Raw genomic sequence first — 19,017 nt, forward strand, 5'->3', positions numbered from 1 at the left:
GTGCAACTCTGTGGGGAAAGGGGGTTTTAAACTTCGAGTTTAGACTGTTTTTCCATATATTCTAAAGTGTTGAGCAAACGAATTGCTGATTCATAAGATTCCTGGGTTAATTCGCGCAGTTCTTGGGGTGAGTCTACGACATCATCTACGATTAAGCGCAAAAATCCAATCATGGGATTGAGGCGAGTCCGAATTTCGTAGGAGGTGTTCATTAAGGTTTCGCTGCGAGCTTTTTTGACGAGATCTTGGGTGTCTAGGGAGAACTGCATGGAGTAAAGTTTGGCATAGTATCCGCCTTTGCTCAAGAGTTCCTCATGGGTCCCGGTTTCGACGACTTGACCTTTGTCTAAGACGGCAATTTGGTCGGCATTTTTGACGGTGGACAAACGGTGAGCAATTACCAGGGTGGTGCGATCGCGACTGAGGCGTTCGATCGCCTGTTGCACGAGATGTTCGGAAACGGTATCTAGGGCACTGGTAGCTTCGTCTAGGATTAAGATATCGGGATTATGAAGCAATGCACGGGCGATCGCAATTCGTTGTCGTTGTCCTCCCGAGAGCAAAATCCCGCGATCGCCCAAGGGGGTATCAAATCCTTCCGGGAGGTTCATAATGAATTCATAGGCATTGGCCAGTTTTGCCGCTTCTATCACCTCTTGCTCTGTGACATCGGGACGCCCATAAGCGATATTATTGCGCACCGAATCGTTGAATAAAAAGGTATCCTGACTGACGATTCCCATTGATTTTCGCAGCGATCGCATATCAAATTCGCGCAAGTCTTTCCCATCAATGGTGATCCGGCCCTCTGTGGTATCGTAAAATCTCGGCAGCAAATCCGCTAAAGTCGATTTTCCCGCCCCCGAACCCCCGACTAAGGCCAAAGTTGTCCCTTTGGGTAACCATAGATCCACATCTTTAAGCACCACATCTTTATGTCCAGAGTATGAAAAAGACAGGTGATCAAAATGAATTCCATTTTCCAATTTTCTGTAAGGTTCCGTTCCATCCTTCATCAAGGGTTTGTCATTTTTCCGCAAAAATTCGCTAACAATAATCGTGCTGGGAATAACATTGGCAAATTCACTGCGACTATTATTTAATTGTCCCATTAAGGGGACCACTCTGGACAGCACAAACAAGTACGTGAGCAAAAGGGTTGAAAGGGATTCTATTTGATTGGAAAATATAATTCGCCCTATTATAATAATGCATAAAATCACAAATAACCCACTCAACTCATTCATCGGCGTAATAATTGAGTAGTTCACTTGGGATTGCATCTCTGCTTTTTCTCGGTCTTCGATTAGTCTTTTTATTTTGAAATACTCCTGATTCTCTTGTCCCGTAGATTTTACCAAACGAATTCCATTTAATACTTCCATTAAGGCGGTGGTATAGGCCCGAGATTTTTCTGACAGAATCTTTCCATACTCCTGGGAACGCCGGATGATAAACTGAGAAAGGAGCGGGACGAGCATTAACAAAAGAGTAGAGACCAGGGTGAGCTGCCAAGAGATTAAAATCAGAATCCCCACAAAGATTAAAACCGTCATCGCGTTGGTCAGAGTCCGAATTCCAATCCGAATAGCGCTGGAACATCGGCCAACCTCTTGATTCACATAATTGAGAATATCCCCCAATTTCTTCTTTGAATAATAGTCAATATCTATATCAAGCAATAATTGTACCGCATTTAACCGAATATCTTTGACCAGCAAGCGGGATAAATGAGCAGATGCCAGTTGATTAGAGACCAACGTGACATTTTTCAACACGATCAGCAGTAGAATGACTCCCATCATCAACCCAAGCTGATATCTTGGACTCACTTGCTCCAAAAGACTAAACGCTCGGGTGACGATAGGAGGCCCTTGCTGAAACTCTACTTCCTGGCCTAAAAAGGCTAAGATCACAGGAACAATCAGGGTCATACTGACTCCATTGAACAATGCTCCTGACCACCCTAGAACAATAGTCAGGGTAATCCAAAAAGGGTGTTTTCTAGCATAGTTGAGGAGAAATTGAGTGGGAGACATTAAGTTTTCCTGCTACTGAGCTTGGGGGTTAGCTGCGATAAGGGAATGGTGGGTACAATACAAGGCTCGGCGTCTACTTGGGTAGCCGGAGCTTTTTTAGATTGCTCAAGGAGAGCGCATTTGGTTTTTCTGCTACTAGCCGATCAGCTCTCTTTTCCCTGAGCCTAGTTTACACTAAAATGCAAGGCCAAGACTGAGGGGCGGGGGTTCAATGGCTGTTGCTCAACAATGGTTCAATCGGATTGAGTGCCGTCTGGGGAAACAACAACATCGGCAGCTATAATAATAAAACCAGGTAGGCACTATCCCACTCTGGCATCCCCCGCTTGTCGCCCTCTCAAGCCCATTTTTCATGCCGATGCTAACAGAAATTGCGATCGCCCTATATCCAGAACTGCATCAAGCCCTGGAAAAAATTGCTCCCGGTATAATCAATCTCTATCCATTAATTTCTTCTAAGGTCCCGACTCGTATCTCTACGGTGGCTCGAAAGAATAAAATGCCAATACGACTGACTTAAATCAATGGGGTTTGTGCGCTCAATCGGCGGTGCCTCACCTCAATCGGGACCCAGAAACTCGGTTTCTAGGTAAAGTCGTCGGGGTAAGTTTTGGGAAAACCGACAGACTGTTGCAAATCAGTCGGATAATGATACCCACCTGCGGTCCCTGATATCCCCTGGGGAAACGTTATTGCTCATTATAGCCGAGGCTTGTCCAACCAGGCAGTCTCGCCTCGATGCGCTCACTCAATCAAGTTCCCGGCCATGAATTGACTCTCTTCATTAGGCTGACTTGTTATTTTTCTGTAAATCCTGGAAGATGAAACAGTTTTTCCCTTAATTTTAGAAATCAATCGAAACCCCACCATGAATCAATCCCGGCAGAATTTGAAACGCATCGCTATCTGGCAACCCTATTTTATGGGGGGAGGTGCTGAAGCAGTCAGTCTCTGGATCATGGAGGCTTTAGCTCCTCACTATAATGTTACTTTGTTTACTTTAAATTTTATTGATTTCTCCCAATTAGATACTCTCTATAATACCCATTTAACCCATCAAAATATCACCATTCATCCGCTCTTACCCAGGTCTATAGATACCCAGTGGATTAATGCATTGATAGCCAATAGCCCTCAAATCAGATTCGCCTTAATTCATTGGTCCATCCGAGCTTTTAAAGCGCTCACGGCTGACTCAGATTTAGTCTTCTCGACTTATAATGCGGTGGATATGGGACAACCCGGACTGCAATATTTGCACTGGGTTCATGTCGTTGATCCCCAGCCTAAAGACAATAAAGGCTGGAACCGCTTGATCATGAACTTATCAGGATTTTCCCTGGAGAAACTCAAACAGAATCAGTCTGTAGCAAACTCTTTCTACACCGCTGATCGAATTAAAGCAGAGTATGGAATTAATTCCCGGGTCATCTATCCCCCTGTAATCACAGAAATGGAGAAACGGCCCTGGGAGGAAAAAGAGGATGCGTTTCTCTGTAGCGGTAGAATTGTTGCGGCAAAGCAGACTCATCGAGTGATTGAAATTTTGCAGGCGGTGCGCGATCGCGGCTTTGATGTGAAATTGCATATCACCGGAGGAGGGGGGGGTACTTACAAACGGTCTTATGAACAGAAAATTCAGGGTCTAGCCGATAAAAATTCAGACTGGATTCAAATCTATCAAGACCTCCCCTATAAAGATTATCTCCAGGTCCTAGCACGCTGTCGTTACGGTATCCACTCTAAGCCTGAACCTTTTGGAATCTCTGTTGCAGAAATGGTGAAAGCGGGGATGATTCCCTTTGTTCGAGATAAAGGGGGTCAGGTAGAAATTGTCGGCGCTCATCATGAGGAATTGCTGTTTGATAACAAGAATGCCACCGCCGTGGAGAAAATAGTCCAGGTTCTCCAGCAACGCGATCGCCAGATGGCTCTACTTGAATCCTTGAAAAAACAGCAATCTCTCTTTTCTACGGAAAAGTTTATTTCTGAAATTCAGGCGGTGGTTGCTGAATACTTCCAAAACTAAGTTTTAATCCCCGATTCCTATTCCATCTAAAGGAGTGATTGAGTCAGTGTCTTATCTGGTAAACTATCATGTCAGGCATTCCATTAATATTGGGGATTGGTTTTCCTCTCCCCTGCTGTACTTTAACTTTCCCGGAGTCCAAACCGAAGCCAAAGATATTGACGATTTACCCCAAGAACCACTCCAGAATCCACATCTAATTCTCGGTGGAGGGGGACTCTTATTTCCTCGGTTTCTGGGACCAATCCAGCATTTAAAAACTCAGGTAGATAAAGGCAAGTATATCTTTTGGGGAGTCGGACAGCAAAGTTATAAAGATCCATCACTTACCTTTGCTCAATTTGACTATAGCCCTTATGTGGAATCCGTTGATTTACTGGGAATTAGAGATTATGGAGTCGGTTTAAATTGGGTTCCCTGTGTCAGTTGTATGCATCAGGAGTTCGATCGCCCCCGGGTTCCGCAGCATGAGGTGGTTGTGTTTTCCCACAAAAAGTTTCGGATTCAGGTTCCCGGACTACCCACCCTCACGAATGAGTCAATGGATTTCCGGACTGTACTGGATTTCTTAGGGTCTGGAGAAACCATTTTAACCAGTTCTTTTCATGGAGCCTACTGGGGAACACTTTTAGGGCGGAAAGTCATCGCTTTTCCCTTTACTAGCAAGTTCTATGGACTGAAGCATTCCCCAGTTTTATATCCCGTTAAAAAATGGAAACAAAAAAGTTATAAACTGTCTCTGTTTGGCAAGACGCTCTATGAATCTCGGGATCCGAATTGGTTTGAATGCGAGATGGATGATTGGCGTTCATGGCTGAGTGAATGTCAAAATTATCCCTCTAGTTTGCAGGAATGCCGCGATCGCAACCAGTGGTTTTATCAACAAGTTCTGGATTTATTAACGTAAAATTTTGAGGTTTGCTCCCCAATTTCAGGTGCTTCGGTAAACCAAAAATGGGAGATTTATGAACCATGAACTGACCCAGCGATCGGTGCAATCACTCCGGAGAGAATCTCTGCCATCGCGTGAAAACTATAATATTGGACGCATCTTTCCCGGGCTTTTTGGCCCCGTTCCTGGGCAATTTCCCAATTTTCAAAAATCTCTTCAATGGTTTGAGCAATCTGTTGGGGAGCATTCGGATCAACCAAATAACCTGTCTCAGCTAATATCGCCGGAATATCTCCGACTCGCGTTGCTAATACGGGTTTTGCCATTGCCATCCCATCGGTTAATTTGAGGGGGAATTGTGCAGCGGCGGCAGCTTCATCTCGCTGGGGAACGACTATAATATGGGCTGCAGCAACTACTTCAGGCATCTGTTGAATCGGTAAGGTTGGCAGTTTGATAATCCACCGCCCCCATTGTTCCATGAGTTGATTGTCGTAATCATCATAAGGACTACCCCCCACGATCGCTAGTCTTAAATCTGGCTGATTCAGGCGATCGAGGGCAATTAATACATCTTCTATGCCTTTATAGGGTCTTGGTGCACCGGGAAACATCAGAATCCGATATCCCGAAAGTTGATAGTGATTTCGGCTGGTTTCCGGTTCATAGCGAGTTGGATCAAATAAATCCGTATCTTTGCCATTGGGTAAATACACCCCGCCAAAGCGCTTTTGCAAAAACTGATTGTGCAGGGTCACCCCATCTGCCCGCGCAATCCATTTTTCCATCCATTTTAAATACAGTGGATGATCTGGATATCGCAATTGCCCATTTTCTTTAAAAATATCCCGGGCTAATTGTTTGATACTGGGCGGGCGATATTTCCAAGCGTCACCCCCATGCCAACTCAGTTCCCAGTCATCAATATCTAAAAGGACTGGCCGACCAGTTTTCATTTTATTTAATAAAGCCAGTCCAAAACTACTGGGTTTCGGTTTATAGGCATAAATAATATCTCCCGTCATTTGATTCACCAAGGAGGTAGCTGATTGAATAAAGTGGGGATATTTTTTGCCGGGAACGGTAATAATGGGGATGTCTTCAAAAGAAGTTTGGACGTTGGGTTCGTCGTCAAATACAAATCCGAGAATTTCAACGTCATAGTTGAGGCGCTTGAGCACTTGACTGAGTAAAAAGGGGCGAACTCCACCGCCGCCCCAGCGTCCGGCCCCTTTTTTAGAAAGGTCACTCACCAGAACGGAAATTTTAGGTTTGGCGCTGGCATTTTGCAAGGTATCTCCGGATTGGTTTGGACGATTCATGGGGGGTAATCATGTTGCCTATACAGTCCTATTATCGCTAGTCAGCGATAATTTTATCCGTATTTTAATCAACTTTATGACGCTGTTGATGCCACTGCCATGCATGGGAGATGATATCATAAAGGTCGGGATACTCGGGATTCCAACCTAATATCTTTCTGGCTTTTTCACTGCTTCCGACTAAAACTGGAGGGTCTCCAGGACGGCGATCGCCAATTTTTTTAGCTACCTCTTTCCCCACTACTTTCTCGGCAGTTTCAATCACATCTTTGACCGAAAAACCACTCCCATTCCCTAAATTGAATATCTCCGTTTCTCCCCCCTTCAACAAATATTCCAGTCCCAAAATATGGGCAGAGGCTAAATCATTCACATGAATATAATCCCGAATACAGGTGCCATCTGGGGTTGGATAATCGGTTCCGTAAATTGAAATAAATTCTCGGTGTCCCAAGGCAGTTTGTAACACTAAGGGAATCAGATGAGTTTCTGGATCATGATCTTCCCCGATCGCCCCATCGGGATCGGCCCCGGCTGCATTAAAATAGCGGAAAATCACGGACTTTAAGCCGTATGCAGCATCAAAGTCACTCAAAATCTTTTCTACCATGAGTTTGGTCATCCCATAGGGATTGATCGGATGCTGGGGATGGTCTTCCGTTAAAGGAATCTTCTCAGGAATCCCGTAGGTGGCACAGGTGGAGGAAAAGACAAAGTTTTTTACCGATGCGGCTAACATCGCTTCTAATAAGGTTAACGTCCCTGTGACATTGTTGCGGTAATATTTCGCCGGGTCCGTCACCGACTCGCCCACATAAGCGTAGGCCGAAAAGTGCATAACGGCTGAAAAATCATGGGTGGCAAATACGTTATTTAAAAGGGCGCGATCGTTGGTATCTCCTTCTATTAATTCGACTTTTAAAACATCCTCTACGATGTCCCGATGTCCATAGACTAAGTTATCTAAAATAGTGACTTGATACCCAGCTTTTTTCAGACTTAAGACGGCATGGGAACCAATATAACCGGCCCCGCCTGTGACTAAAATTGTTTTATTGTTGTCGCTCACCTTTTTTCATTCCTTTGTCTGTATTCTTGATTTTTTAAAAGAGTTGCCCGCTCATCGACGGATGCGCATGATGGGTTCACTCCCTAACTAATTAGGTGATAATTTTAATCCGATCGCTCTGGATTAGTTCAAAAATCCGATTGATTTGCCGCCGGTCTTCATCGGTAATATTTTTCCCTGATAGCAAAACATTGGCAATTTGCAGATGTTCTTGAGTGGTGATTTCATTGCTTTCTAGGATTCGCTCAATCATTTGATGAATGGTAAAAAGCGGTTTAATCGGAGTCGGTCTTCCCATTAGCTTTTTTCGGACTAGAGTGGGGTAAAGTTTGGCTCAAAGCCTTAACGGTTCTATTTTATCTGCTTCAATTCAGGATTCCGGTAAATTTGTTACCCTAAAATTATAAAGACTTGATAAAGTTTTGGCAAGTTTTGACCGCGCCGTCAATTTTACCGCAGTTATCCATCATTTATATTCACTCCAGGAGGAAGGATTCAATGCAAGTTTATCGGCTCAATGCCCTTGCGGACAATTATATCTTTTTACTGCACGACCCCGCGCAAAATGTGGCAGCGGTGGTGGATCCGGCTGAGGCGGATCCGGTACTGAGGCAATTGCAGGCCCTGGGCGCTAAGTTAACGGCGATCTTCAATACCCACCACCACCGAGATCATGTGGGGGGTAATCAGGCATTGATGCAGCATTTTGAGGGGGTGACGGTGTATGGAGGGGCCCAGGACCGAGGCAGAATTCCGGGACAGCAGGTGTTTTTGCAGGAGGGCGATCGCGTGGAATTTGCCCAACGCACGGGGACCGTGTTCTTTCTGCCCGGACATACCCGCGCCCACATTGCCTATTATTTTCCCCCGGCCCCTGGAGAGGAACTGGGGGATTTGTTCTGTGGGGATACCTTGTTTGCCGGGGGTTGTGGGCGCTTGTTTGAAGGGACCCCCGCCCAAATGCTTTCGTCCCTGAGTAAACTCCGGGAATTACCGGATCAGACGCGAGTTTGGTGCGCCCACGAATATACCTTATCCAATCTTCAGTTTGCCTTAACGGTGGATGGAGAGAACCCAGATTTACAGGAACGGTTTGCCGAGGTGAAGGCGGCGCGATCGCGGAATGAGGCGACGATTCCTGCGATTTTGGGTGTGGAAAAGCGCACCAATCCCTTTTTGCGCTGGGAAGATCCGGTATTACAGCGGGCAGTCAATGGGGCTGACCCCGTACAAACTTTTGCTCGCCTCCGGGGTCGCAAGGATTCCTTTTAGCACAGTTTGGGTTCCAGAGTATCCCTAACGGTAGTGCGATCGCTGTTAAGTACCTTGCTCCCGCCTCTAAAGGAAATACAATAAAAAAGGCTCAGTTTATTTGCTCTTTTTCTTGCTACTGAATATGACCGAAAATCCCGAATCGGGGACAACTTACGAAGGCGGCTGTCACTGTGGTGCAGTGCGATTTCGCGTCACGGTTGATCGCCACGAAGCGATTGACTGTAACTGTTCCATCTGTCAGAAAAAAGGCTTTTTACATTTGATTGTTCCCCCCGATCGCTTTACCCTGTTACAGGGAGAAGAGATGTTACAAACTTATACCTTTAATACCAGATCCGCGAAACACTTGTTTTGTCAACAATGCGGGATTCATTCGTTTTATAGACCGCGATCGCACCCTGACAGCTTCGATGTGAATGTGCGATGTTTGGATGGGGATGTCGCGGCGAAATTTGCCGTAACTCCCTTTGATGGACAAAACTGGGAAGACAACATCCAAACGATTCAATAAAACCGGCGATCGCCTGGGACCGAGGGGGTTAATCTCCCCCTGGCATCCCGAGTAACTGCCATTCCCCGTTAATTTTGCCAAATAAAGCGTGAGATTCTAGGGGAGAATACACATAACGATTGTAAACATAGCCCTCGCGATCGTCACTGAGTCGAATCGCCGTCCAACTATCAATCGGGTCAAAGGTTTCCGGGAGTTGGCGATCGCGGTCCAGTTGCACCACTTCATTCGACAGAGTAGCGATCGCCTCACTGTCTAAACTGGGTTGCGATCGGGCATTGACATTTTCGCCCACCACCACCACGCGCTCCAGTTGCCAAGAAACTCCTTCAGAGGAAGCCGGTGGCGGAACCTGTCTGGCAAAGGCTTGAGCCACATTCGGACAAACCCAAATTTCCGAACCTGGATCAGTATTATCCGGCGGAGGATTTTCTGCCGGAGCACAGCCGATGGCGACTGCTTTTTCCAGAATCAACCAAAATCGCCCTTTAGGGTCATCTAAATTCAAATTCTCCCGAGTTTGGGGACGAGAAAAGCCAATGGTTATACCTGTTTCGGGGAGGATTGAACCCAGAAATTCGGCATTGCGCTTTTGTACCGCCTCTCGTAATTGGGCCCGAAACTCATAGAAATCGCTACCGGGTTCGGCTTCATCTTCTAAAATGAGCTGTCCTTCCGAATTTGGGGGGGCAACGGGTCCCGAAGCCCCAAAAGTGATCATCCTGGGTTCACCGGCTTTAGAATGAGCGCGGATTAGGGCTGCCAAAAGAGCACCCAAAGCTAATCCGACACCGATCGCCATTAAGATCGACCAGCGGAGTTTTTTTAGGGAGTAACGCCCTCTCTTTGTAGCCTTTTTAGCCATGTGGTCTGATTTGCTCATGAGCAACCCAGTGACCCCCTGTCGTGCCATGCTCCAGATCAGGAGCCTTGTCACCGGGTAGAGTTAAGCCAGTCTGGGGGATTTCCCCGCTATTTTAGCGGAAAAGCGATCGGCACTCAACCCGGGCCAAGGCACAGATGTCAAGATTTGATCCATAAACTCCCGGAAAAAATTATTTTTTCCGTTCAAGATCGGGGCAGATCATCCCCGGCGATCGCCACACAATCAGATCTAATACGGAATCTGTTTGCTAAAGACCTACTTTACTCTTGAGCCTGCGGAGGCAGGCTTCGTCCGCAAACGCCCCACCCTTTAGGGTGTGGAATTTTATAGACTTTAACAACCGGATTTGGTATAACCTTCCGCACAACCCAGAACTGAGCCTCCGGCGCAAACGGGCTCAAAAACTGAGAAAAGTATTAAAAGAGATTAAATATTCGGCGCAGTGCTCACAAAATGGGCTATAGAAAACAAAAGAACACCCACGTTATTATTGTCATCATTGTCCGAGTTAAGTTCTTAGTCCATCTTCAAAAAATTGTCCGTAGCTTATGCAACCAATTCGCACGTTTAACGTTTCTCCCTCTCTGCCTCCACAACTGGAACCCTTACGCACCTTAGCCTACAATCTCCACTGGGACTGGAATGTAGAGACCAAAGACCTGTTCCGGCGTTTAGACCGGGACCTGTGGGAATCGAGCCGTCACAATCCCGTCTTGATGCTGGGAACCATTTCCCAGGAACGCCTGGAAGAAATGGCAGAAGATGAAGGCTTTCTGGCCCAGATCGACCGCGCCGCGCGGCAACTGGACGACTACCTGAAAGAGCGCACCTGGTATCGCAAACACCGGGAGAAAGAGAAACATCAAGAATGTTTTGTGTATTTCTCGGCGGAATTTGGCCTCACGGAATGTCTGCCGATTTACTCGGGGGGCTTAGGGTTACTCGCTGGGGATCACCTGAAATCTGCCAGCGATCGCGGTTTACCCCTAGTTGGCGTCGGACTCCTCTACCAAGAAGGATATTTTAGCCAATATCTGAACGCCGATGGGTGGCAGCAAGAGCGTTACCCCATCAACGACTTCTACAATATGCCCCTGTACCTAGAGCGAGACGCACAGGGGAATGAATTACGCATTGAGGTAGACTATCCCGGGCGAAAAGTATATGCGCGGGTCTGGCGGGTCCAAGTAGGGACTGTTCCCTTGTATATGCTCGATACCAACATCGAACCAAACAATCCCTACGATCACGATATCACCGACAAACTCTATGGCGGAGATCTCGATATGCGGATTCACCAAGAGATGATGTTGGGAATCGGTGGCGTGCGAATGCTCAAGGCCCTCGGCTACGAACCCACCGCCTACCACATGAATGAAGGGCATTCGGCCTTTTTAGCCTTAGAACGGATTTCAATTTTAATCCGAGAACAGGGTCTCACATTCAAGGAAGCCAAAGAAGTAGTTGCTGCCAGCAATGTCTTCACGACTCATACTCCAGTTGCTGCCGGATTTGACCTGTTCCCCCATGATAAAGTCATGCACTATTTAGGTCATTATGCCGAGGAATTTGGCCTGGGAAGAGAACAATTTCTAGCCTTGGGACGGGACAATACAGGGGATTTGGAGTCTCCTTTTAGTATGGCAACCCTGGCGATCGAGATGGCAAGTTTTATTAATGGGGTCGCCAAATTACATGGCGAAGTCTCCAAGGTGCTATTTAATAACCTCTGGCCCAAACTTCCCCCTTCGGAAGTGCCGATTACCTCGATTACCAATGGTGTACACGCCCGCAGTTGCGTGGCAAAATATACCCAGGAACTCTACGATCGCTATCTCGGACCCAAATGGTCCACCACCCCCGCCCACTATCCCTTGTGGGAACGGGTAGACGCCATCCCCGATGACGAACTGTGGCGCAACCAGGACCTCTGCCGTGCGGAACTCGTCGTCTTCGTCCGGGAACGACTCCAAAAATACTTACGAGCTCGCGGCGCTTCCTTCACCGAAATTGATGCATCGCGAGAAGTGCTGGACCCCGGAGTTCTCACCATTGGGTTTGCACGGCGCTTTGCCACCTACAAACGGGCTACATTGTTCCTCCGCGACCTCGATCGCATCAAACGGATCTTACTGGGGTTAAATAACGACCTGATTCCCGGTGGTAAAAACGCCCTCAAAAAGCCAATGGTTCAGTTTGTCATCGCCGGAAAAGCTCACCCCCACGACATTCCGGGCAAAGAAATGATCCGTCATATCACCCATTTTATTCGGGAACAAGGATGCGAAAAAAATGTGGTGTTTATCCCCGATTACGATATTAACGTAGCGCGGATGATGGTATCAGGCTGTGATGTGTGGTTAAATACCCCCCGTCGTCCTCGGGAAGCATCGGGAACCAGTGGAATGAAAGCGTCCATGAATGGATTATTGAACCTCAGTATCCTGGATGGATGGTGGGATGAAGCGGACTACGTTCGCACCGGGTGGCCGATCGGACATGGGGAATTCTATGACGACCCTAATTATCAAGATGAAGTGGAAGCGAATGCTCTGTATGACTTGCTGGAAAAAGAAGTGATTCCCCTGTTCTACAATCGGGATGAAGAGGGCATTCCCCGCAAGTGGGTGGCGAAAATGAAAGATGCCATTCGCTTGAATTGTCCGCTGTTTAATACAGCCCGGATGGTGAGTGAATATGCAACTCGGGCCTATTTCCCGGCAAGCGATCGCTACTATGCCATGACCACCCACGGTTGTCAACCGGCCAAAGAACTAGCGGCTTGGAAAACTCACCTGTTTGAACGCTGGTATGACATCAAGATTCTGGACATTGATATTTCTGAGTCTGATGATGTCAAAGTCAACCAAAGTATTAATGTCAAAGCGCTGCTAGACCTAGCCGGATTGAGCGACTCTGACCTAGAAGTTCAACTCTACAAAGGACCAATGGATGCCGATGGTAATATTATCAATGGCGTCTCCGTCGTCATGGATTATCAAGGCACTGATGCTAATCAACAAAGTATCTATACCGCAAACATTGCCTACAATTCTTCGGGATTACAAGGATTGTCTCTGCGGGTGTTACCGAAACATCCCTATTTAAGCAGTCCGTTCCAACGGGGTTTACAAGTGCTTTGGGCCAATGCTTAGAGGTCGATGACGTCAGGTTTCGGGGTCTCAGTGGATGGGGGATTTGAACCACGGATTTCACTGATTTCACTGATATGATGACTGATTTGTAGGGGTGATTTATGGATTGCCCCTACATCAGTTATTTGATTGACGGAAGGATGATTTGGAATGATGATATAGCCGTTGGCATAAGCTTCGGTGACCGGATCGGTACTGACTCCTAATACGAGATTGCGATCGCACCCCCAGTACCACCAATGAGCGCCGATATAAGCGCAAATGATGGCATCGAGTTGGTCTTCAATGGCTTTGAATAATTTAGAGCTTTTAGCGGTTAATTTTTCAATAAAAATATCGAGAGGTTCACTCAAAATCCAAAAATCTGACTTTAAACTTAAACTGGGTTCTAAATTGGGCAAAATTTCGACAATATATTGCCGGAGTTTGATTAATTCTAAGCGGCGATCGCCTAATTTACCTTTTTTGTATTTGAGAATCCGAGATAACCCAAATAAATTAATCATCGCCGGATGAGGAAACACCTCAATTTGATAGCGATCGCACCGTTGGGGAATCATCATCGGTGCGTGCATAAAACCCCGCATCTCTAAACTATTCCCAAACCCCACAGTATGACTGGCAAATCGACTGTTGAGATTTGCCGGATAACACCCAGCATGATAGCGCCCAAAATAGCGATGAGTCTGCTTATCCGGCAGTCTCATCCCCGTAGCATTTGGAATCAGCGTCGGCGCATCCACCGCAATCAGTCCCGGTTCGGGTTCAGGAACTCTTTGATCCACCCACTCCAGGATATCCACCGTTGATAATTTACAGTCTAAATCCGTCAATTGTAATTGATTATTTTCCCAAACCAAACAACATAAACCACTCGCGCCGGAACTCCATCCAAGGTCAATTCCAATAAATTTCATCGGTTTTTAATCATTATTTTGACAGAATCGCTAATCATTCTAAACAGTAAAACAGGTAAATCAGGTTAATTGTCTCAAGGGTTGAACGCCGCATCAACTAACGGATTGAATCCCACACCAGACGGGTGCATCCGTTGTTACCAGAATTTTAGCCTTTAGAAGTGGCAGGAAAAAGAAGCAGACTGAGCCAGTTTTATGATAAACTGTTAAATACACAGCGGAGGGAAAAATTATGTCCCAAGTCGATATTGCTGAAGCGAAAGCCAAACTGCACGAGTTATTGGAAATCGCCCTCAATGGCGAAGAAGTTGTAATCACCAAAGACAGTCACCCGGTTGTGAAACTGGTCCCCGTGCCAGATCAAGCGCCACAAAAACGTCCCCGTGCCCAATTTGGCAGTATGAAAGATTTAATCTGGGTTGCTGATGACTTTGATGAACCGCTAACCGAAGAGTTTAAGGAATATATGGAATGAGACTGCTTCTGGATACTCATACCTTCATTTGGTTTGTGATGGGCGACCCTAGAATACCTCCTGACTTGCAGGATATAATTGCCGATGAGAATAACCAGAAGTTGCTCAGTAAAGCAAGTGTTTGGGAGGTGGCGATTAAGCAACGCATCGGCAAGCTAAACTTTGCTCGACCTTTTCGAGATGTTATAGAGCAACAACTCGCAGCCAATGGTATTGATCTGCTCGATATCAGTCTAGCCCATATTGAGGTTGTTGCCAGTCTACCCAGGCATCATCGAGATCCGTTCGATCGCCTCATTATTGCTCAAGGAATTGTTGAGAATATTCCAATTATCAGTGCTGATACTATTTTTGATGCCTATCCGATTCAGCGAATCTGCTGACGAGACAGATAGCGTTACAGCAAGCATTTGAACTAACTCAACGCTTAGATGCGAGACTGCCTTACCGGGCTAATTTTAATAAACTGGCGAGTTGTTCCGGTTGATGAGATCCAATTAAGATTTTTTCACCATTTTTAAGTTCTAATAAGACGCCGCGATCGCCACTCACATTAAAAGCTTTTCCCTGGGGACCATACCGAACCCCCCATCCCCCATAATCCCGCAACGGATGATAGGTGAGCACTTCCGATTTGACTACGGAGTCAAACGGAATTTGAAGTCGCTTAAATAACAACGGGTAGAAACTGAGATACAATCCATCGGTTCTGACTTCAGTTACTAATTTGGCGCTATAAAACAAAATGGGGAAAACTACACCAAATACCAGTCCAAAACCAATTAAAATAATATTTAAAATTGTATTTTCTTCCCAAGATTGTTCTAAAAAAAATGGCATAATTGCCGCACAGAGGGCAGCCAAAGAGCTGCATACTAGGACGAACCAAATCCAACCCTGCCGAAATTGCTGCACCTCCCGAAACAGGAGGGTTGCATAAATTTCCTCGTCTATGCTCACTTCGTCTGACATCGATGCCGTTGTTAGTTTTTCCACAGCTACCTCCTATACTCCTTCGGAAAGAGGTTTCGCGAATCAGATTCGCTTTGTTCGGGCAAGGGTTTCGGGCCCCTGTTCAGATGGGGACTTTTTGGATTTCCCCCATTACCCATTCCCTCTATCCATAATATTCCCAAAAAAGTAGTCTATTGGGCGTGAAAAAACAACGAAAACAGTAGAAACTATGTAGGGCATAAATGTTGAGCTTTGTATAGGCGATCGCCACTTCATGAAGACCCCAGCAGCAGACTACCCAAAATGGACCTAAACCGGGTGGTCCCTAGAAGCGATTCCCTATCAAGGCGATCGCATGACCCGAGACCCAAGATTTGCTAGGATATTTGAGCTTTATGTCAAAAAAAGTCAACAATAAGAGAGAGAAACACCGATTCAGTCCGGTTTTCCTCATCCTTTCCGTCGCAATATAAGAGCAAATTATGGGTAAGCAGCGCGTTTTATCTGGAGTCCAACCCACCGGCAACCTACATCTCGGTAACTATCTCGGTGCGATCCGCAACTGGGTCGAAATTCAAAGTCAGTATGAGAATTATTTCTGTGTTGTGGACCTCCATGCCATTACTGCACCCCACACTCCTGCCACTTTAGCCCAAGATACCTACACGATCGCCGCCCTCTATCTCGCCTGTGGCATCGATTTACAGCATTCCACCATTTTCATCCAGTCCCACGTCACAGCCCACGCCGAACTCACCTGGCTGCTCAACTGTATCACCCCCCTCAACTGGCTGGAAGATATGATCCAGTTTAAGGAAAAAGCCGTCCGTCAGGGAGAAAATGTCAACGTAGGGTTACTAGATTATCCCGTCCTGATGGCAGCGGATATTTTGCTCTACGATGCGGATAAAGTCCCTGTCGGTGAGGACCAAAAACAGCATTTAGAACTCACCCGAGACATTGCCGCCAGGGTGAATCATCAATTTGGCAAGGAAAAATCGCCAGTCTTGAAGTTGCCAGAACCCTTGATTCGCAAGGAAGGGGCCAGGGTAATGAGTTTAACCGATGGGACAAAAAAAATGTCCAAGTCTGATCCATCGGAACTAAGTCGGATTAATTTGCTCGATCCACCAGATGCGATCGTCAAAAAAATCAAAAAATGCAAAACAGACCCGATGCGGGGACTGGTGTTTGATGACCCGGAACGTCCGGAATGCCATAACTTATTGACGCTTTATCAGCTACTCAGCGGCAAAACCAAGGAAGCAGTGGCAGCGGAATGTCAAGAGATGGGTTGGGGTCAATTTAAACCGTTACTCACTGAAACGACGATTGAGGCACTCAAACCGATTCAGGACCAATATAAGGAAATTATGGGCGATCGCACTCATCTGGAAGCAGTCTTAAGAGAAGGGAGAGAAAAAGCCGCCACCATTGCCAACGCCACCCTCAACCGAGTCAAAACTGCTTTTGGATATTCTCTACCGTTGTAAGCATTAGGGATGAAATCGGGACCTTGAGTGATTTAGAGGCAATTTTCTTTTCGCCCTTAAATCGAACAAGAAGAAACGACAGCAAGTCGTTATTACAAACTTCCCCATCTTCCCCATCTTCCCCATCTCCCCCATCTTCCCCATCTCCCCTATCTCCCCCATCTCCCTCTTCCTATGAAACAACCGCACAACTTATCTCGCTTCCGTCAGGCTGTTAAAGACGGTGAATTCTTGATGACGGCTGAGGTAATGCCACCGAAAGGGGGTAATCCAGCCCACATGATTAAAATGGCAAATGGTTTAAAAGGGCGAGTTCATGCGGTGAATGTTACCGATGGATCGCGGGCTGTTTTGCGGATGTCATCGTTAGCGGCATCAACGATTTTGTTGCAGCAGGGAATTGAGCCGATTTATCAGATTGCTTGTCGCGATCGCAACTCGATTGGGTTGCAGGCGGACCTCCTCGGTGCCAATGCCTTGGGAATTCAGAATGTTTTGGCCCTTACGGGGGACCCGGTAAAAGCCGGAGATCATCCCCAGGCGAAGTCGGTTTTTGATATGGAATCGGTGCGTCTGCTGAAGGCGATCGCTAAACTGAATCAAGGCTTTGATATTAATGATAAACCCCTGAGCGATACTCCCACAGACTTGTTTGCCGGTGCTGCGGTAGATCCACAGTCGAAAAGTTGGTCAGGTTTAAAAAGTCGGTTTGAGAAAAAATTAGCCGCAGGTGCAGAGTTTTTCCAAAGTCAGCTTGTCTGCGATTTTGACAAGTTAGACAAGTTTATGAATGAAATTGCCCAAGGGTGCGGTAAACCCATTTTAGTCGGTATTTTTCTCTTAAAATCCGCCAAAAATGCGGAATTTATTAATCGTTGTGTCCCGGGTGTGGATATTCCCCAACATATTATCGATCGCTTGGCAAAGGCAAAGGACCCTTTGCGCGAAGGGGTGGCGATCGCCGCTGAACAGGTACAAGCTGCCCGGTCCCTCTGTCAAGGCGTGCATCTGATGGCAGTGAAACGGGAAGATTTGATTCCGGAAATCCTCGATTTAGCTGGCATTCCACCCATCTCCTCCGAACCGATGTCACTGGATTCCCCAACTCTGGGCGATCGCCCTGGGCTTATCCGGATCTCCACTCCCACAGCCTGAACACCTCAACTATAGATGCACCCTGATACAGACGCCTCTGGGCACACCCTGCCCGAGGCTTTTTATTTTCTAGAGTTCATGGCGATCGCATCCCCCACCTCCTCAGTTGTGGGGTTACGCCCCCTGGGGGTGCGGTCCATCTTCCAACTTCGGAAAAGATATGTATTAATGAATTAACCTAAAGAACTTCACCACAAAGAAGCTCTTAAAAAAGGTTGCATCTACATGATCGAGTTACATAGGCGTCTTGCCATCAGGGTTCCGCAATCTTTCCGGAGCTGGCTAATCAGCCCCCAGGAATCTGCGAAAAACATCACCTCTCCAGCATCAAGTTGGGAGGTATTGTTTTTTTGGGGCTTCGGGCGTTGTCAGCGCGAAAACGCCCTAGGATGTCAGTAGCCTAGGACCTCCCCAAACTCAGGTAAGGGGGGTCACCGTAGCCAAGTGCTCCTTACCCGGATCAGCACAAAGGGACTTAACCCGGATGAGAGTGAGGGGCAAACCGGGCATCTTTTAGGGAATCCAAAAACAAAACACCCCCCTAGGGCTTGGGGGGTGATGCAACACTCAGGGTGTCGAACAAATTCAGGGTGATCGTGTTTTCATTATGATTGCAGGAGTCAGGAAAAAGCATCAGCTAAATGGCTGAACTTTGCCTTGCTTGATTTAGATCCAAATTAAAGACTGTGGCAGCAGAGTCAGAAGATATCCTGAATCAACAGGATGGGGTGATGCATCCGCACAAATCAACTTAAGCCGGATGACACTCAGGGGCAAACCGGGCATCTTTTAGGGAATCCAAAAACAAAACACCCCCCTAGGGCTTGGGGGGTGATGCAACACTC

The 19,017-nt window shown here is 46.7% G+C and carries 17 protein-coding genes; 10 read left to right on the forward strand and 7 right to left on the reverse strand.

Annotated elements, in window-relative coordinates:
* Positions 1-26: 26 nt before the first annotated feature.
* Positions 27-2,039, reverse strand: coding sequence for an ATP-binding cassette domain-containing protein (locus tag NG792_RS19615; RefSeq protein WP_261236514.1), 2,013 nt, complete (start codon positions 2,037-2,039; stop codon positions 27-29).
* Positions 2,040-2,397: 358 nt separating this feature from the next.
* On the opposite strand from NG792_RS19615, the gene NG792_RS19620 reads away from it, so the two are divergent.
* The 3 genes from NG792_RS19620 to NG792_RS19630 all read left to right on the forward strand — a co-directional run bounded on the left by NG792_RS19620 (position 2,398) and on the right by NG792_RS19630 (position 4,975).
* Positions 2,398-2,559, forward strand: a complete 162-nt coding sequence (locus tag NG792_RS19620; protein ID WP_261236515.1) for a hypothetical protein — start codon at positions 2,398-2,400, stop codon at positions 2,557-2,559.
* A gap of 348 nt (positions 2,560-2,907) precedes the next feature.
* Positions 2,908-4,068, forward strand: coding sequence for a glycosyltransferase family 4 protein (locus NG792_RS19625; RefSeq protein WP_261236516.1), 1,161 nt, complete (start codon positions 2,908-2,910; stop codon positions 4,066-4,068).
* Positions 4,069-4,114: 46 nt separating this feature from the next.
* On the forward strand, positions 4,115-4,975 hold the full coding sequence (locus NG792_RS19630; protein WP_261236517.1) for a hypothetical protein: 861 nt from the start codon (positions 4,115-4,117) through the stop codon (positions 4,973-4,975).
* A 56-nt stretch (positions 4,976-5,031) separates the two neighbouring features.
* On the opposite strand, the gene NG792_RS19635 is transcribed toward NG792_RS19630, so the two are convergent.
* The 3 genes from NG792_RS19635 to NG792_RS19645 form a co-directional block, all read right to left on the reverse strand.
* Positions 5,032-6,282: a glycosyltransferase gene (locus NG792_RS19635; protein ID WP_261236518.1), complete on the reverse strand. Its 1,251-nt coding sequence runs from the start codon at positions 6,280-6,282 to the stop codon at positions 5,032-5,034.
* A gap of 64 nt (positions 6,283-6,346) precedes the next feature.
* Entirely contained in the window at positions 6,347-7,351 is a 1,005-nt protein-coding gene (gene galE / locus NG792_RS19640) for a UDP-glucose 4-epimerase GalE (protein ID WP_261236519.1), read from the reverse strand.
* 91 nt (positions 7,352-7,442) lie between these two features.
* Entirely contained in the window at positions 7,443-7,649 is a 207-nt protein-coding gene (locus NG792_RS19645) for a hypothetical protein (protein WP_261200154.1), read from the reverse strand.
* Between the two features lie 200 nt (positions 7,650-7,849).
* Between NG792_RS19645 and gloB the strand changes: the two genes are divergently transcribed.
* Positions 7,850-8,623, forward strand: a complete 774-nt coding sequence (gene gloB, locus NG792_RS19650) for a hydroxyacylglutathione hydrolase (RefSeq protein WP_261236520.1) — start codon at positions 7,850-7,852, stop codon at positions 8,621-8,623.
* A gap of 124 nt (positions 8,624-8,747) precedes the next feature.
* Entirely contained in the window at positions 8,748-9,137 is a 390-nt protein-coding gene (locus NG792_RS19655; protein ID WP_261200156.1) for a GFA family protein, read from the forward strand.
* Between the two features lie 28 nt (positions 9,138-9,165).
* Here NG792_RS19655 and NG792_RS19660 read toward each other — a convergent pair whose 3' ends face one another.
* Complete coding sequence (locus tag NG792_RS19660; RefSeq protein ID WP_261200157.1) at positions 9,166-10,020, reverse strand: SH3 domain-containing protein; 855 nt, start codon at positions 10,018-10,020, stop codon at positions 9,166-9,168.
* Between the two features lie 551 nt (positions 10,021-10,571).
* On the opposite strand from NG792_RS19660, the gene glgP reads away from it, so the two are divergent.
* A complete protein-coding gene (gene glgP / locus NG792_RS19665) occupies positions 10,572-13,178 on the forward strand; it encodes an alpha-glucan family phosphorylase (RefSeq protein WP_261200158.1) in 2,607 nt (868 codons plus the stop codon).
* On the opposite strand, the gene NG792_RS19670 is transcribed toward glgP, so the two are convergent.
* A complete protein-coding gene (locus NG792_RS19670) occupies positions 13,175-14,095 on the reverse strand; it encodes a DUF429 domain-containing protein (RefSeq protein ID WP_261236521.1) in 921 nt (306 codons plus the stop codon). The genes glgP and NG792_RS19670 overlap by 4 nt on opposite strands.
* A gap of 232 nt (positions 14,096-14,327) precedes the next feature.
* Here NG792_RS19670 and NG792_RS19675 point away from each other — a divergent pair, with 232 nt between their 5' ends.
* Together NG792_RS19675 and NG792_RS19680 are read left to right on the forward strand one after the other, a co-directional pair.
* On the forward strand, positions 14,328-14,570 hold the full coding sequence (locus NG792_RS19675; protein ID WP_261236522.1) for a type II toxin-antitoxin system Phd/YefM family antitoxin: 243 nt from the start codon (positions 14,328-14,330) through the stop codon (positions 14,568-14,570).
* On the forward strand, positions 14,567-14,953 hold the full coding sequence (locus NG792_RS19680) for a type II toxin-antitoxin system VapC family toxin (RefSeq protein ID WP_261236523.1): 387 nt from the start codon (positions 14,567-14,569) through the stop codon (positions 14,951-14,953). The genes NG792_RS19675 and NG792_RS19680 overlap by 4 nt, the downstream gene beginning before the upstream one ends.
* Positions 14,954-15,014: 61 nt before the next feature.
* Here NG792_RS19680 and NG792_RS19685 read toward each other — a convergent pair whose 3' ends face one another.
* Positions 15,015-15,566, reverse strand: a complete 552-nt coding sequence (locus tag NG792_RS19685) for a DUF6141 family protein (RefSeq protein ID WP_261236524.1) — start codon at positions 15,564-15,566, stop codon at positions 15,015-15,017.
* A gap of 440 nt (positions 15,567-16,006) precedes the next feature.
* Here NG792_RS19685 and trpS point away from each other — a divergent pair, with 440 nt between their 5' ends.
* Together trpS and NG792_RS19695 are read left to right on the forward strand one after the other, a co-directional pair.
* Positions 16,007-17,017, forward strand: coding sequence for a tryptophan--tRNA ligase (gene trpS, locus NG792_RS19690; protein WP_261236525.1), 1,011 nt, complete (start codon positions 16,007-16,009; stop codon positions 17,015-17,017).
* A gap of 174 nt (positions 17,018-17,191) precedes the next feature.
* The gene (locus NG792_RS19695; RefSeq protein ID WP_261200164.1) at positions 17,192-18,172 is read left to right on the forward strand and encodes a methylenetetrahydrofolate reductase; all 981 of its coding nucleotides are present in this window, start codon (positions 17,192-17,194) and stop codon (positions 18,170-18,172) included.
* Positions 18,173-19,017 lie beyond the last annotated feature (845 nt).

Origin of the sequence: Laspinema olomoucense D3b (assembly GCF_025370785.1) — a bacterium.
Taxonomy (GTDB): domain Bacteria; phylum Cyanobacteriota; class Cyanobacteriia; order Cyanobacteriales; family Laspinemataceae; genus Laspinema; species Laspinema olomoucense.